Raw genomic sequence first — 17,225 nt, 5'->3', positions numbered from 1 at the left:
TTAATTTTTAGGATTTAAACCTTCAGGCTTTCTGATCTCATTCAATTTTTTTAATCGTAACAAGGCTTCCATATAATAATAATCGGCATAAATGATAGAAGCGTCAACTTCTGAGTTACGTGGATGATGCCCTGTAGAATGCAGTAATAATGCTTCATTTGTAGCATTACTTAAATAAGCATCTGAAGATAACGTGGTAATAAAGCGTTTAGCTTCATTAAAATATTTTTTTTGTAATTGCTTATCTTCAACTAAAGTTGATAATTCTAACATTCCGCAAGCTGCTACTGCTGCAGCTGAAGCATCTTTAGGCGCATTTGGTATTTTTGGATCGTCGAAATCCCAAAACGGGACTCCATCTTCTGGCAAGCGTTCTAAATATTTATTGGCTAATTTGATAGACGTTTCTAAAAAATCTTTACGTCCCGTTTCTCGATACGAAAAAGCAAAACCATAAATTCCCCAAGTCTGACCGCGTGCCCACATAGAATCATCGGCATAGCCTTGATGGGCAACACCTCTTAGAAACTCTCCTGTTTCATCATCAAAGGATCCTAAGTGATACGTAGAATAATCAGGTCTAACTAAATATTTCATTGTAACTTCTGCATGCCTTTCAGCAATATCATAAAGTCTCTTATCTCCTCCATTTTTAGCAGCCCAGAACAACAGCTCTAAATTCATCATATTATCTATAATCGTATTGTGAGGATATTCTGGTTTCATTGGCCATGAATGTATAGTTCCTACTTTAGGATTGTATAACGTTGCTAAAGTATCGGCCGCGGCAAGCATGACTTTTTTATAAGCTTCGTTTCCGGTTAAGCGATAGCCATTTCCAAAACTACAATATACTTGAAATCCGATATCATGATCTAGCGCCTTTGAATAGGCTACAGTTTTAATTGGATCTGTAAACTCTACTGCTGCTTGTTTAATATTTTCATCTCCCGAAAATTCGTAAGCATACCATAAAATGCCAGGCCAAAATCCACTACACCAATCGCGCACACCAACCAATTCCCATTGCGTATCTTCTTTAAGAATTGTTCTTGGAAAACTGTCTCTTACTTTTATAGTATTAATAGTTTGACTAATCTTTTCGGTGTTTGCTTGTAAAACCGGATCGACCTCCGAGGTTGTCGATTCTTTTTTTGAATTACCACAACTGGATAACATGAAAGCAACACATGATACAGTAATAATTTTCTTAAAAATATTCATGTTTTATATTTTGAATTTGAGTTTATTTTGAACGGTATTTTCACACCATTAAAAATAACTTTTCAAATAAAGAATACCTCAAAACTATTACTCAATATCTCAAAATTATAGTCCATTTTTTAAAAACAACCATCAAAACAGCCTGAAAAACAATAGTTTTAAAAATATTGAATCATAATTCGTCTAAAAATTGAATCGTTAATCATTTATCATTTTTATGTAATACACAATAAAATATGGTCTTAAAAACATCTTTAAAAAGCGGGAAATTTGACTAAAAAATAAGAAACCGTCATATGTTTATACGACGGTCTCTGTTTAAAAAGAATTGATCTTTTTTATGTTATACGTTAAAAAATTTTAAAGAAGTTTACACCTTTCTATTTTGATTAATATATTCTGTTGGGGTAAGATTAAATAAATCTTTAAACGTTTTTCCAAAATATGTTGAAGAATTAAACCCTGACATATGCGTAATTTCTTTTATAGAATACGAGCTATTTTGCAATAATTCGGACGCATATTTTAATCGAATCGTGCGGATAAAACTACTCGGATTTTGTCCTGTTATAGATTGAATTTTTCTAAAAAATTGTGATCTTCCAATTCCCATATCCTCTAAAACATCATCTATTTTAAAATCCTGATCGCTAATATTATTTAAGACCACTTTAGTAACTTTTTCTAAAAAAGCCTCATCTATAGAGTTTGTAGTAAGTTCACTAGACGGAAGTAATGTACCCAACGTTGAAAATTTTTCACGTAACCTAGCTTTAGCTTCTAATAAATTCTTAATACGCGCACGAAGGACTTCAATTTTAAAAGGTTTAGGAACATAGGCATTTGCACCATGATCGAAACCAGAAATTTGATCCTGATCTCCTGTACGTGCTGTTAATAAAATAATTGGGATATGGCTCGTTTCTAAATCCGATTTTAATGCTTTACACATGTCAAAACCATCCATCTTAGGCATCATAACATCGCTAATAATAAGATCGGGATACCGCTTTAAGGCTTTCTTTAATCCTTTTTTCCCATCTTCTGCAGTAAGTACATTATAGTAATCTTCTAAGTCGTCTTTTAAATGCAATCTTAATTCTCTATTATCTTCTACAATTAAAACCGTGTGTGTTTTTGTTTGCGTACTATCGGGTGCTGTATGTTCTGTAGCTCTTTCGGAATTAGAAACCAATAGGTCATACTCTACGGCTTTCATCGAATTTATTAAAAACTCATTTTTCTCATGCGCCACATTTGCCAGTTTTCCTTGAGTTTTAATTGGAAGTCTAACGATAAACTCACTTCCTTTTTTAGGCGCGCTATGTACTAGAATTTCACCTTGATGCATATGGACTAAGCCTTTAGTAAAATGAAGTCCGATACCGGTTCCTGATTTGGTTTCATCTAAATTATAAAACCTAGAAAACACATGTTCTAGTTGCTTCTTCTTCATCCCACGTCCAGTGTCTTTTATACTAATTTCGACATAATCTGTCAGTGATTTTTTATTTAATTTTAAAGGTTTAGTCTGTCCTTGATCTACCGACATAGCAGTAACTGTTACCGTAATCTCACCACCATAATCGGTGTATTTTATGGCATTCGAGATGAGGTTGGTAATTATTTTTTCAACTTTATCAAAATCGTAAACCCCAGAAATAGTTTTGGTGTTCGATTGAAAAACATAATTAATGTGTTTGGTTTCTGCAAGCCCTTTAAATAATGAAAAGATAGTTTCGGTAAACGTGACGATATCGCCACGCTCTAATTGCAAGGGCGCCATTCCTGCATCCATTTTTCTATAATCTAATAATTGATTGATTAAATGCAACAAGCGTCTGGCACTTCTTTGAGCAGTAAGCGCAGAGGATTCAATTACTTCGGTCTCCTTAAAATGATTTAAAATTTTATCTAACGGATTTAATATTAAAGTTAAAGGCGTTCTAAATTCATGAGAGACATTCACAAAAAATTCCAGTTTCATTAAATCTAATTTGTGTTTCTGTGCATCTTCTACATTTCGAGTATACAACTTTAGAAAGGTCCAAATTAATAATGCAATAATAACCATATAAGCCAAATACGCGTACCACGTTTTCCAAAATGGCGGATACACTTTTAGGTTTAAAACACTTGCCTCTTGTGTGTCCCAAGAACCGTCTAAAGACGCTTTTACTTTAAACACATAATTGCCTGCCTGTAAATTCGAATAATTAACTTGCCTATTAGATCCCGCTTTAACAAAATCATCATCCACACCTTCGAGTTGATAGGTGTATTGCACTTGATTTGGGTTGTCTAGAAATAAGGCTACAAAATCGAAGGAAATGTTATTTTCGTTATATTTCAAGTTGATTTGGTCTGTTTCCGAAATGTTCTGATCTAATAATATGCGACCATTTATAGTATCTCCCACACTAACCGTTCTATTATTCAAACGCAAATTAGATATTATGGGGGTGAGTAATGGTATAGAATCTGTAAGCATTAATTCTGGATCAAAAATATTAAATCCGTTTAAACCTCCTGCGAGTATGCGACCATCTTTTGTTTTTTCTATAGACTTACTTTGGTATTCTAAACCTTGTAAACCATCTATAATATTAAAATTTTTAAAATGATGCGTCTCTGGATTAAAAACAGACATACCACTTTTAGTACTTAACCATATATTTTTAGCATCGTCTATGGCTAAGCCCACGATTAAATTATTTGGTAACCCGTCTTTAGTTGTATACGATTGTAAAAGTTGACATTGTGCATCTAACTTATGTAGCCCATTATCGGCAGCCAACCAAATATGCCCAGAGCCATCTTCAATAATATCGTTTATACGAATCCCTTGTATTGTCTTATCAATAACATCTAACACCTTAATGTACTCTGGAATAAAAGCCTCTAAAGTATTTAAGTCTAAGACATTTAAACCTTGCGTGGTCCCTATAATCAATCGGTTTTTAGAATCGACAAACAAGGACACTATAAAATTACTTGCTAAACCAGTGTCTACATTAAACTGATTTTTAAACTGATGAAAACGCTCTGTGTTTGGATTATAAAGATTTAAACCTTCCGATTTTAAGCCTAACCAAATTCTGTGTTCCGAATCTTCTACCCCAGTCCAAACCGCATTTTGCGCTAGTGTAGTGCTATCTAATTCATGATGTAAAAACGGCTTAAATTTACCGGTATTTGGATTGAACCGATTTATACCGCCATCGAAAGTGCAAATCCAAATATACCCATCGGTAGTTTCAAAAGTGTATAGAATTTTATTAGAACTAAGCGAATTATGGTCTTCTGGTTTATGACTATAATGTGTAAAGGTCTGCTCTGCTTCATTAAACAAATTCAATCCCTGATTATACACCCCAAGCCAAATACGCTGTTCCGAATCCTCTAAAACAGATTGCACAATTTCTCCGTTTAACCCCTCAGGATTATTAGGCTGATAATAGTAGTGACCAAATGCATTTTTTGAGAGCTGTAATTTACTAACGCCTTTATTATAACTACCAATCCAAAATATATCGTTTTTATCTTGAAATATCTTAGTCGGCTGATTATTGGGTAATGAAAATAAATCGGATGGATTATGTACAATGTGTTGCTTTAATGTTTTAAAATGATCATCAAACAAATACAAACCGTGACCATCTGTAGAGACCCAGATTAACCCCTCGTGATCTTTATAAATATCATTTATTGGTATGTGTTGATCTAAAACCGCAACCTGATTAAATTGATTCGTTTCTCGCTGCCAGTGTACTAAATTAGCCAAGTCGTTTCCGATCCAGAAATCGCCTTGATTATCGATATACACACTTTTGGAAATATGATTTAATTCGTAAGCTCTTTTATGCTCTATTAAAACCCGTTCAAAATTATCTGTATGCACATTGTATTTATTAAGATAAGGCCCGTTAGTCCCCATCCAAATGTTATGCTGTTTATCTTGAACGATAACATTTACACTATTATTATCTAATGAATTTTCATCATTAATTTCATTTTTATAGCGTGATGTGTTAAATGGAGACGACAGATCTTGAGCATCATCAAACTCAATTTTTACAGCACCAGAATTGGTCCCCACCCATAACTCATGCTCAAATGCATCGTACAATAATGTATTAACAACAGTTCCGTTGATAGTGTTAATAGTGTTTGGTTTAAAAATAGGAACACGAGAAAATCGATTCGTTTTTTTGTTCAGAAAATTTAACCCATTATTGGTTCCAATCCATAAATTTCCGTCCTTATCGCCTGTAATAGCATTTATTCTGATATTACTAATTGTAGTAGAATCTGTTTCGTCTGGTCTAAACACTTCAATATCGTAACCATTAAACTTATTTAACCCATCGATAGTTCCGAACCATAAATACCCATCCGTATCTTGATAGATATCTAAACAGGTACCACTAGATAAGCCATCGACAGCATTTATATTTTCGAATTTTAATGTATTGTATTGAGCTGATACTGAAAAAACAAGCATAAAACAAACACTAAGCGTATACCATTTTAAATTCATTACTACTTTTTAAATTTTAAAATCATACATCTTATATCTTATACAGAAAGGGCTTCTGGAGCTACACAAACTTAATTATATTTAATGGTAAATTAAACTATATAAAATAACTGGGACTTATGTTTATAAGTGTAGTTGGTTACTTTTTTTAAGATTAAAAAATTAATTGATAATACGTTATCTCTATCATCTCTTTATCTAATCTATTATAATAAGAAATCTCTGATATAAAGTGTGTATTTATAAGAATACTTTTTTACAAAAAAATTAATTAATTTAGAAAAACGATATTTAAATTTCACTTCTTGTTAACAACTATCTTAATAAAATAACTACATATATAATTTACATATAGATTTCTTAATTACTTTTAACTTAGAATTTGGTTCTAGGATACCGTACTAGTATTCAAGGATTAAAAAGGGAATCAGGTTAAAAACCTGAACTGTTCCCGCAGCTGTAAACTCTCTAAAATGTTTTACATTCTTTTAGTCACTGTTTCTAATAAACCGAAATGGGAAGACGTAAAACAGGAGTAAGTCAGAAGACCTGCCAGATTCAAAACCATGTCTAACTTTCGGGAAAAAGGTAACTGGCATAGAATATTCTTTTTTATAGATACTCTTAGCTTTTTGACGATTAACCAATCGATAAAATGGTCTGTAAACAGTCGTTTTATTGAATAAATTTAAGAGAGAATGTATTACACAAACATTCAAGTTGTACTTCAGGAAGTTCCTGGAGAAATTAGTATTTGTTTAAGTATTTGTGGCTGTAAACTACATTGTAAGGGCTGTCACTCTCCTATGCTATGGAAAGAAAAGCATGGAAAAAAACTAACTTCAGAATTTTTCAAAGGTCTCTTAAAAAAATATAAAGGCTTTGCTAGCTGTATCTTGTTTATGGGCGGAGAATGGCACGAAACAGAACTTATTAATTACTTGTGTTTAGCTAAAACTGAGGGTTATAAAACATGTCTTTATAGTGGCGAACAACATATTAATAAAAAGATATTAAACCATCTTACTTGGGTTAAAACCGGTAGATGGATTTCAGAACTAGGCGGATTAGACATTGCATCTACCAATCAAAAATTCATACACGTACAATCAAATAAGTTATTAAATCATTTATTTTTCAAAAACCATTAAGCTATGATTAGATTAACCCAAGAACAGGTAAATAAAAAAATCAATTTCATTAGTAATTATATTAGTGCTTCAAATGCAGCCGATGGCTCTAAAATGGATGCCAATGCTAATGTGTCTTCAAAAAATATAGCGACGATGGAGGCTGAATTGAATAAAGACATTAATATTCAGGTAAACAGGCAGTTGGTTAAAAATAAAATAGCAGAATTATTTGGTGATGATTTAGCTAACGAATATGTACGTCAAATAGAATCTCATGAAATATACATTCATGACGAAACGTCTTTAAAACCTTATTGTGCCTCTATTAGCATGTACCCATTTTTATTTGATGGATTAACAAAATTAGGAGGAGAAAGCAAAGCACCACAGCATTTGGAGAGTTTTTGTGGCGAATTTGTTAATCTTGTTTTTGCTGTGAGTTCGCAGTTTGCAGGAGCTTTAGCAACTGTAGAATTTTTATTGTATTTTGATTATTTTGCGCGTAAAGATTTTGGAAACGATTATTTAAATACTAATAATAAGACGATTGAAAATCATTTGCAACATGTTGTATATGCTATAAATCAGCCAGCTGCAGCAAGAGGATATCAGTCCGTTTTTTGGAACATCTCTTTATATGATGAAAAATATTTTGAAAGTCTGTTTGGCGAATTTGTGTTTCCAGATATGAGTAAACCAGAACTCGAGAGCTTAAATAAATTACAACAATTTTTCATGACGTGGTTTAATGCCGAACGAGAAAAAGCAGTATTAACATTCCCTGTAGTTACAGCAGCAATGTTGGTAAAAAATGGTAAACCCGTAGACCATAATTTTGCTGAAATGTGTGCTTCCGAATTAAGTCAAGGAAACTCATTTTTTATCTATCAATCAGAAAGTGCAGATAGCTTAGCATCTTGTTGTCGTTTAAGAAACGAAATTAGTGATAATACCTTTAGCTATTCCCTTGGTGCAGGAGGCGTATCTACAGGATCTATTAATGTAATTACTTTAAACATGAATCGCTTAGTACAAAAAGGATACAATCTTAAAACGGTAATTCATAAAATTCAAAAATATCAAGTAGCCTATAGAAGTTTAATTGAAGAATATAAAAGTGCAGGTATGTTACCTGCTTATAATTCGGGTTTTATTGCTTTAGAAAAACAATTTTTAACCATTGGAATTAATGGAATGGTTGAAGCTGCAGAAAGTCTTGGCATAAATGCAAAGAATAACGATACCTATAAAGCGTTTGTATCTAAACATCTTAAGATTATTTATGATGCTAATAAAGACGCTAAAAAAGAGTTTGGTTATATGTTTAATACCGAGTTTGTCCCTGCCGAAAATTTAGGCGTTAAAAATGCAAAATGGGATAAAGATGAGGGATTATTCTCCCCGCGAGAATGTTATAATTCCTATTTCTATGCTGTTGAAGATACTTCGATAAATACACTAGATAAAATTATATTGCATGGAGATGATATTATTAAATATTTAGATGGAGGTTCTGCATTACATTTAAATTTAGAAGAAGCACCTAATAAAGATGGATTTTTAAAGTTAATTAACGCCACAGCAATGGCTGGATGTAATTATTTTTGCTTTAATATAAAAATTACCATTTGTAATAGTTGCAATAATATCGATAAAAAAACGCTTCAAAAATGCAGTAATTGTGGTTCTACAGACGTCGATTATGGTACACGAGTTATTGGGTATTTAAAACGTGTTTCTAACTTTAGCTCTGCGAGACAAAAGGAAGCCGAATTACGGTTCTATCATTTAGACTAACAGAAGTATTTTTATAATTAACGTTTTAAAATTAAATAAAACAGGAGCCTTTATAGTATCGCCACATATTATAAACTAATAAGGCTGTCTAAAAAGACAGCCTTATTTTGATAGCAAAATATAATTCTTGATAATTTTTTAAAAACTACAGTATTATTTTTTTCTAATCTGACAAATAGATTCCAGAATTTAAACTACTGTAAATTTAGTCTGATGTGTCAATTAATTTACTTGTTCAATAAGAACTAAACTCCAAGGACTTAATTCTCGTTTAATTTTAACTTCACCTTTGGTATTTGCAGTAATTAATTCAGTATTTAAATTTTCGGCATATTGCTTCATTACTTTAATTTGCTCGCGAGTTGGTGGTTCTGGTTTCCCCATAGATTCCCAATATTTATAAATATTTCCACTGTTTGAATCTAAGACCTCTATTTTAAACATTGTACCAGGTTTTAAATCTGAAATACTAAAATCTAATTGGCGTGGTTTTCCATTTTCATATTTCTCGATTTTTTTAATACTTGACGGCACCGCTTTGTAGTGATCTTCTGGATAATTATAAGCCAACGCCACAACTTTACCATCTGTAGATTTTTTACTGACAAATAAGTAATCATTTTTAAAAAGCTTTTCATCTCCTAATTGATGTAACATACGGTATGCATGGTAAGATGGCTTTACTAATCCTTGATAATTTATCATTCCGAAACCACCATGAAAGATACTTTCTGCACCTCCTTTTTCTTCAAAAATATCGGTAAATGTCCAAAATGCTAAAGAATTCGCTAGTCCAATACAATCTAAATTCACTTTAGCAATATACGCTGCAGGTGGTAAAAAGTCGTGCATAGCATCTCTACTATTCGGACTTGTATTCCACTCTGTTAAATGAATTTCGGCATTTGGATAAGCACTTTTCTTAATTACTTTATTTAACCACTCCATGTCTGTTTTGGTAGAATTTACAAAACGAGAAAAATCTTTTCCTGCTCCTGTAGTTGGGTTAAACGGATAGTCTGTAGGGTATGGATGAGTAGACACAAAATCTACTGGTAGTTTTTCTTTTTTACAATACGCTAAGAAATCTTCTATCCATGCGCCTTTCCATTCTAAATCGTTAATATTATCGGCTGTAAATGTTATAAGATCTCCACTTCTACTTTCAACTTCTCCATCGTAACGTCCGTCTGCCACAAAATTACTACTTGAGGGTCCACCAACTTTAAAACGATTATCTACAGATCTTACAGCTGTTACAGATTGTTTATACAATTCGAAATACTGAGATTTTGTACCATCGAAAAAGCCATAGTGTAAATTTGGTTCGTTCCAAACTTCAAAATACCATGTTAATACTTCATCAATACCATAACGATCTACACAATGCTGAGTAAATGCTTTAACCAAGTTATGCCATTCTCCAAATTTAGATTCGTCTGGTGTAATATTAGCTTTCCACCAAAATTGTGTTTTACTATTTTCTGCTGCTAATGCAGAAGGAAAAAATGCTAATTCTACAAAAGGTTTTACATTAAGATCTAACATTCTGTCAAATAAATCATCTATATATTGCCAGTTGTATGTAATTTTTCCATCTTTTTCAAATACCGGAAACATATCGTCATGGAATATGCCATGAAAACGCACATATTCAAATCCACAATCTTCTTGTACCATTTCTAGTTGTTCTAACCATCCGGCACGTAAGCCTTCGTTAGCACGACCAGCACCAACACTTTTACTCCAAAAATGCTCAAATTTTTCGCCTTGAGCTGTTGCTTTAACAAGAACCTTTTCTTGAGAATAACCAAGTTGTATAATTAAGGCTAATAGCCCTGTCAGTATTGTTTTTTTCATATCATTATTTTTATTTAGTCGTATAAAAATTTAATTTTCATCTTCAAAAATTTGTTCAAGTTTTATATAATCGATTGCTAATTCACCTTTTGATGGTTTCCAATCTTTTCTAAAAACACGTATTAAATTATCTCCGGCCTTTAAGTCTACAATACCAAAGTCTATTTCACGGAACGTATCCGATTGCGGAAACTTAAATTCACTGTATTTATGGCTATTAATTAGAATATCGTGATTGGATTCTCCGTCTGGTGAAGCATATCTAACTTTAAAACGATATTTTGCTGGTTTTGCCACCTGAGCTAACATAGAAACGTGATCGTAAGGATTGTCAAAATTCGTAACATAACCTTTACCACTATATCCCTTAATCCAAGTATCTACAATTACATTATATAATTCTCCTCCAGCAGCAAAGCCATTTTCTGCTTCTAACTTAAGGGTTGTTTTAGTTCGTTTTGCATTACCTAAACCTTTTTTTGAAGGCACTATTGGAATGATATTTCCTTTTTTATCATATTTTAAATAATCGGCCATTACCGAACGTGTTTCACTTAAACCACCAGACAACCACGCACTGTGATAAAACATCATATCTTTTCCTTTATAAGTTACAGTTCCTCCATGATTAGTTCCGCTCTGTCCTTCAAAATCATCTATAAAAACACCTTTAAACTCATATGGTCCTAATGGTTTATCTGCTATAGCATAAAACATTTTTTCTGGCCAACGTCTAGGTGTTAAACCGGGATAAGTCAGATAATATTTTCCATCTTTTTTATGTACCCAAGGCCCTTCAAAAACATAGGTTAATTGAGGTGTTAAGTCTATATAGGTTTCTGGCTTAATAGACATTAAGTCTTCATTTAACTCGGCTGCATAACATTTTCTATCATGTCCCCAATATAAATATGGTGTACCATCATCATCTATAAAAATAGCTGGATCTTGACCAAATTCTACTCCTTTAATATACCCTAGGTCGGTAAATGGTCCTTCTGGAGTATCACTACGTGCTACGCCTGTTCTAAAAAGTCCAATTCCAGCTTCTTTCATGCAATACACTAAATAGTATTGACCTCTATAATAAGCTGCATCCATGGCCCAAGCATGACTCTCTGCCCAAGCTACATTTTCTAAATGTAAAATACGCCCATGGTCTGTCCAATTTACCATGTCTGTCGAAGAAAAAGCATGATACCCCGTCATACCATAATGGTTATTAGAACCAGGCTCGTCATGACTTGTATATACCCAAAGTGTATTGGGATCATCCGGCCATACATGAGGAGATGGATCGGCAGTAAAAACACTGGTAAAAACAGGATTTTGAGAAAACCCTAAACTTGTAATCATTACACAGATTATTGTTACTAATTTTATTTTCATGCTTTTTATATTTAAAATTCAAAAAACGAGATACCATTTATATTTTACAGAAAGTAAAACATGTTACAAGTATAAATGTTTGAGTGGTTTTTTATTATAAATTATAATCCATTTACCCTAACTTAAAACCCTTTTAAAATTTTTAAGCCCTATTAGAACTATGATTATACAGATTCTAAACATGTACACTATTTTTTATCATGCAGTGTTGTTTCACTTCTAATCAAACTTCCATTTTTAAACTCTTTTACCGTAACTTGAATTTTTCCATTATCGTACTCCATAGCCTCAAGTGTAACTTGCTGCACACGTCCATCGGTTAGTGTTACAGTGAGTTCATTTTCATTTTTAGCTTCTACCGATTTTATAACAGATTGATTTTCGTAAGGTTCTATTACAGCAAGGTATCTTGCCGATTTTCCTTTAGTTCTTACCGCCATAGATTTTAAACGTGACGTTTCATCTCCCAATGGAAAATCACCTCCTATTTTAGCTTCAAACCTTTCCACGTCTAGACCACTTAAATCGATAGTAATTTTTGCCAATTCTTTATTATTTATTGGCATTCCAGGTGTTGCCTGTGCCACAGGCTCTCCTCCAATTTTAATCGGTCCACCATAATAATCTTTACCTTTTTGATCTGGCATTAAAACATTCTCATATTTCACAGGTAAATCAGACAGATATACTTCTGAACCATCCTTAAGAACAACTTTTGCATCTCCCCAAAAAATAGTATTGTTTCTAATCTTACCAGGTGTTTTTGTTGTCAGTTCTAGCTTCTTTTTTCCTGTTATTTCTAATTTTATAGACTTACTGCCTAAAATCCAAGCGCCTGTACTATCATTCAAAATTTCTTGATTGTCGGCGCGTGCTGTGTACCATAATTTTTTGTTGACGTAAAAACTTTCTGTAGATGTACCAATCATCACTTGAGATTGTTTTGGCCAAGCATTAAACACATCTATTTTTAATGGACCGTCTACACTATTTGGCAAACGCACACCTTCGTTATCGCAACCTTCTCCCCAACACATTTCGAATTGAGTTCTAGAGGTGCCTTCAACATCATACCAATTACAGTCGGTAATAAATTGAGCACTTCCAATTGGATTAGAATTCATTTGATTGGTATGGTGAGAAAACTCAGCTTTATCTGCCGTTATTCCCTTGAAGCCTTTCGCTTGGAACATCCAATCGAATTCGTGTTCTTGTTTACCTTTTAAGTAATCTGCCATTACAATATAATCGTCTAATACAATCATAGCCCTACGTTGTAAAACAGGCTCGGTGTATTCTGTAACTTCTCCAAATTCAGGTTGTGTTTTAGGTAATGCTATTGTACGTCCTTCTTCCCACATTTTTTCTGCAAAAGTTTGCTTCGAATTTGGTATCCCGCCATATGGCGGATGACTCCATTTAGAATTGGTTTCTATAGCAGTCGCTTGCATCATTTCTCCAGAATGAAATAAGAGTCTAGAGTTTTCTACCGGTTGTTGCATTTTCTGATCGACTACAACCATATTTTTATTCACAGATGTTTGTTTCCAAAACTTATATAAATAACTACCGTAACCATACCAAAACATTAAAGTTCCATAAAAACTACGTCCGTAACGGCTCATATGCACCAAGTTTGTACGATCGAAATGTCCATGATATCCACCATGAGAGCCATAATGTAAAGCCGCCTGAATTTGTTCGTTTTGTGGTCTATCTTCTGTTTGAGATCGCAATTGCACAATTCCCATATTATCGGCATAAGCCGATACACTCATTTGCTCTGAAGTCACTTCCGGAAGATCAGGCACACCGTACAATAAGTCTCGCTTGTTATCGCGATTAATAATTGCGGCATATTCTGGATCTCTGTATAAATAATACGCTAACTCGTAAGATTTCCCTGAAAGTTTATCTTCAACGGCGTCATTTACTGCCAAAAGTACACCCCGGAAATCCATAAATGGAATAGAAGCATCCCACATGTCTTTTATTCCTACATTATTGCGCTCAATCTTTCCCCATTTTTCGAATTCCATACCCATAATCCCGCCTTGTCTTCTACTTGATAATAATGAGAAGTGCTTGGTTGTTCCTATAGGAAATGTGCGATCCTTAAAATTAATACCCCAAGGTTCTAAGGCAAGGGCAATTTCAGAAAACTCTGTAGCCACCCAAGTATTATATCCCACAGCACATTCGTACCACCAACCGTCACTCATAATACCATGTTCAAGGTGTTTATAAATTCCTGTTGGTCCATTTAATAACTGGTCTATAAGATGCCAATCCTGTAGATTCAAAGCACAATACATTGCTGCTGTAATTTCGGCAACATTCCAGTTACTAATGGCACCCTTGGTATTTCCTTTCAAGGTTTGAGTCACAAAAAGCCTGAAGGTTTCTTCTGTTCTTTTTTTATCTAATTCGGTTAGTTGCGGACTTGTTCTAATTAAATCATACATTCTACCTACGGCTTGCCAAAATTTACCTTCACCAACAAAAGAATTACTTCCTCCGACTAAAGTGGCAGGGTATCCTGTTTTGGGATCGATTAATCGGCGTAATAATTTTATACATTTTGCAGCATAATCTTCATTTCCTGTAAGCTGATAGGCAATAGCACAATTGTAAATCTCATGTCCATCCGTACTAAAAACAGATTGCCCTAAAGGACGTTCCGTTTCTTTTGAAAAATCGGCGCCATCTGGTACTTTCCAACGGTCAGCTTTTCTAATATAATCTTGTAATCCTTCTTGTGCCCAATCGTATTTTTTTGCTTTTTCTCGTACTTGATCCCATCCAGACGCTGTAAACACGATATTAGGAAAAGGTATACGTACTGCCGTTTTAAATTCAAGAGTTGCTACAGACGCTCCTTCCCCATTCGCAATGGCTTTAATAACTTGATTTTCACGAATGCCCTCAGGTAAATGAGAAGGCAGATCTACTGTTAGTGTACAGGTTTTTATTTCTCCCGGAGCCAATTGTAACTGACTAGGTTCTATATACCCTTTCATAGACTCCCAACCTATGGTTTCTATAAGAAGTTCGACTGCTTGTGCTTTATCTGTGGTATTACCTACTTGAAATTCATAGAGTACTTGACTCCCAGCTTCAGCTGATTTCCCTTGAATTTCGGCTTCTAAAAAGGTTGTTTTTCCCTTAGTTAACTGAATGTTTTTAATTTGATAGGTGCTATTTGTTTCAGAATCTACAGAAATTAATAGGTGTTTCACTGCAAAAAGTGTTGCCGTACGTTGCCCAGCATCAACATCGAAAACCTCCCAGGGCATGTAAACAGTATGCCAACCTTTCCCGACCAACTCAATTTCTGCTTTATTTATTGGATTTAAATCGCCGTAATCCAAAGAATCCACTTTAAAAACAGCACTTATTTTTGCGGTAGTTTCCTGTTTAAAATACACCTCGAATGTCAGTGCCTTGTACTTTGTCCAATCTGCAGCATCACCTTCAAAAGGTCTACTAATTCCTGGAAAATAAATTCGGTTTTGATTAGAATACGTATAAGAAATGGTGTCTTTAGATTTCACTGTAGCAACCTCTTTCTTCACTTTAGAAATTCCTTTCCAATCGGAAAAATCAGAACTTCCTATTTGATTTAATTGCTGTGCATGAACAATCCCTACAAACCATAGCATTACTAAGGTTAGCACATGTTTTAGGATGGTCATCCTGTGAAAATCTATTCTCATTATTTTAATTTTAGGTATCCCGTTGAATAATTCAGCATGTTCTCACTCTAACCTTTATGTTCTAACGGATTAAAGTAAGAACGCAATATAAATTAGGTTTTGATGACGTTTGGTGTCTTCATTTTATCGTTTTAAACGATTACTATCATTTACCAAGTTTTCTGATTCTGTAGCTTTACGTACTTTGCCTTTCGTTTTTATATCAACTTTTTCAGTCCCTTTAAACGTGATTATTTCTGTTGAAGTTTGATTGTCTAGTTTGATATTTGTAGCATGCATTCTAGCATTTTCATCGAAATTCCCATAACCTTCCCATACAGATAATTTAATAGCCATAGTAGATGGAATAAATTCTGGAGACTCGGTTTTAATCACAACATTGTGACCTGTGCCATTTATTTTAGCTAGCAGATTATTAGCTATACCATTTCTACTGTCTAGGATATTCATTTCTACCTTAGCATTTTTAGCATCGGTATACGCAATACAAAAAGCTTCTCCGTATTTAGCATCGGCACTACAATTAATTAAGGTATCTGCGTTCCCCACGTTGTATCCAGTAGCAACGCAATCGCGTACTACACAATCAATAACCATATCTCCCGACGTACTTAAACCTGTACAAATCCCTCTACGCATTTGTGTTACTGTACAGTTTTTTACCGTCGTATTTGTGGTAGGATGACCATTATAGTCGGGGTACATACGTATTCCATCTTCACTTAAAGAAATAATTTCGTCTGGCAAAATTTTACCATCTTCGGCCACGTTAGTTCCTTCTATATAATTTCCTTTTGCGGCATAAAAATTCTTATCAAAACCATACCCTGAAGTTTCCGCAAGCATCGCATCGGTAGTACGGAGCAAACCATCTACCTCACAACCTTCGATTAACGTATTTTCTGATCCTTGTAAAAATATAGCATGTCCCATAGCTCTCATATGAACTTTACACCCTAACAATTTTACATTCTTTGCTGGATATCCCACACGAATTCCATTCATTTTGCGAACATCTCCACCACCAAGGCCATATAAATACCCATAACCCCAAGGATTTGAACCTGCTGTACGCAACTCTACATCTTTTAAGGTAACATCTTCTCCAACAATATTGAATATCTTATTTTTACTTTGTAAGCCAGGTGTATCGCCATAAGTTTCGATATACAATCCTTCTAGCGTGACGTGATTTCCTGATATTTCTATAGCACAATACATGCTATTTCCATCGGTACTTTTTATTAAATCGGTACGACTAAACAGTTTTGTATCGACCATAAATCTTACATCCTTCAAATCGTAATAGGAATTATTACTCGTGATTTCGAAAAATCTAATTTTTTTAGCATCATCTACTTGATAATTACCTGCTTTAAGCTTGACATGAACATTATCCTGATTTAAATAGGATCTGAATTCGGTTAGTGAACTTACTTCTATAACCTTTTTCTGATTGTCTGCTACTTGAGCTTGGCTTGAAAAAACTATAAATAAAACAGAAAGTAGTGTTAGTATTTTATTCATCTCTATTCGTTTTTTTTACAACTATTATTTGGTTAGTTT

General features: G+C 33.8%; 8 protein-coding genes and 1 riboswitch. Of the genes, 2 read left to right on the top strand and 6 right to left on the bottom strand.

Annotated features, from left to right (window positions below; all coding sequences use genetic code 11):
* A complete protein-coding gene (locus Q1B05_RS11385) occupies positions 1-1,224 on the bottom strand; it encodes a glycoside hydrolase family 88 protein (RefSeq protein ID WP_299780752.1) in 1,224 nt (407 codons plus the stop codon).
* 370 nt (positions 1,225-1,594) lie between these two features.
* Positions 1,595-5,764, bottom strand: coding sequence for a two-component regulator propeller domain-containing protein (locus Q1B05_RS11380; protein ID WP_299780750.1), 4,170 nt, complete (start codon positions 5,762-5,764; stop codon positions 1,595-1,597).
* Positions 5,765-6,130: 366 nt separating this feature from the next.
* Positions 6,131-6,336, top strand: a riboswitch (cobalamin riboswitch).
* A 126-nt stretch (positions 6,337-6,462) separates the two neighbouring features.
* Here Q1B05_RS11380 and nrdG point away from each other — a divergent pair.
* Entirely contained in the window at positions 6,463-6,915 is a 453-nt protein-coding gene (gene nrdG / locus Q1B05_RS11375; protein ID WP_299780748.1) for an anaerobic ribonucleoside-triphosphate reductase activating protein, read from the top strand.
* A 3-nt stretch (positions 6,916-6,918) separates the two neighbouring features.
* Positions 6,919-8,694: an anaerobic ribonucleoside-triphosphate reductase gene (nrdD, locus tag Q1B05_RS11370; protein WP_299780746.1), complete on the top strand. Its 1,776-nt coding sequence runs from the start codon at positions 6,919-6,921 to the stop codon at positions 8,692-8,694.
* A gap of 222 nt (positions 8,695-8,916) precedes the next feature.
* Here nrdD and Q1B05_RS11365 read toward each other — a convergent pair whose 3' ends face one another.
* From Q1B05_RS11365 to Q1B05_RS11350, 4 genes are all read right to left on the bottom strand, one after another.
* On the bottom strand, positions 8,917-10,554 hold the full coding sequence (locus Q1B05_RS11365) for a hypothetical protein (protein WP_299780744.1): 1,638 nt from the start codon (positions 10,552-10,554) through the stop codon (positions 8,917-8,919).
* Between the two features lie 30 nt (positions 10,555-10,584).
* On the bottom strand, positions 10,585-11,943 hold the full coding sequence (locus Q1B05_RS11360) for a family 43 glycosylhydrolase (RefSeq protein ID WP_299780742.1): 1,359 nt from the start codon (positions 11,941-11,943) through the stop codon (positions 10,585-10,587).
* A gap of 188 nt (positions 11,944-12,131) precedes the next feature.
* Positions 12,132-15,638 carry an alginate lyase family protein gene (locus Q1B05_RS11355; RefSeq protein ID WP_299780740.1) on the bottom strand — a complete coding sequence of 1,169 codons (3,507 nt, stop codon included), beginning with the start codon at positions 15,636-15,638 and terminating at the stop codon, positions 12,132-12,134.
* A 144-nt stretch (positions 15,639-15,782) separates the two neighbouring features.
* The gene (locus tag Q1B05_RS11350) at positions 15,783-17,186 is read right to left on the bottom strand and encodes a hypothetical protein (RefSeq protein ID WP_299780738.1); all 1,404 of its coding nucleotides are present in this window, start codon (positions 17,184-17,186) and stop codon (positions 15,783-15,785) included.
* Positions 17,187-17,225 lie beyond the last annotated feature (39 nt).

Origin of the sequence: uncultured Formosa sp., assembly GCF_947500765.1 — a bacterium.
Classification (GTDB): Bacteria; Bacteroidota; Bacteroidia; order Flavobacteriales; family Flavobacteriaceae; genus Formosa.
The sequence above is the reverse complement of the archived record's forward strand: the minus strand, read 5'-3'. Positions and strand labels throughout refer to the sequence as shown.

Excerpts from the sequence above, each read along its gene's own strand:
- Q1B05_RS11385 (WP_299780752.1), bottom strand. The coding sequence starts at position 1,224 with ATGAATATTTTTAAGAAAATTATTACTGTATCATGTGTTGCTTTCATG.
- Q1B05_RS11380 (WP_299780750.1), bottom strand. The coding sequence starts at position 5,764 with ATGAATTTAAAATGGTATACGCTTAGTGTTTGTTTTATGCTTGTTTTT.
- nrdG (WP_299780748.1), top strand. The coding sequence starts at position 6,463 with ATGTATTACACAAACATTCAAGTTGTACTTCAGGAAGTTCCTGGAGAA.
- nrdD (WP_299780746.1), top strand. The coding sequence starts at position 6,919 with ATGATTAGATTAACCCAAGAACAGGTAAATAAAAAAATCAATTTCATT.
- Q1B05_RS11365 (WP_299780744.1), bottom strand. The coding sequence starts at position 10,554 with ATGAAAAAAACAATACTGACAGGGCTATTAGCCTTAATTATACAACTT.
- Q1B05_RS11360 (WP_299780742.1), bottom strand. The coding sequence starts at position 11,943 with ATGAAAATAAAATTAGTAACAATAATCTGTGTAATGATTACAAGTTTA.
- Q1B05_RS11355 (WP_299780740.1), bottom strand. The coding sequence starts at position 15,638 with ATGACCATCCTAAAACATGTGCTAACCTTAGTAATGCTATGGTTTGTA.
- Q1B05_RS11350 (WP_299780738.1), bottom strand. The coding sequence starts at position 17,186 with ATGAATAAAATACTAACACTACTTTCTGTTTTATTTATAGTTTTTTCA.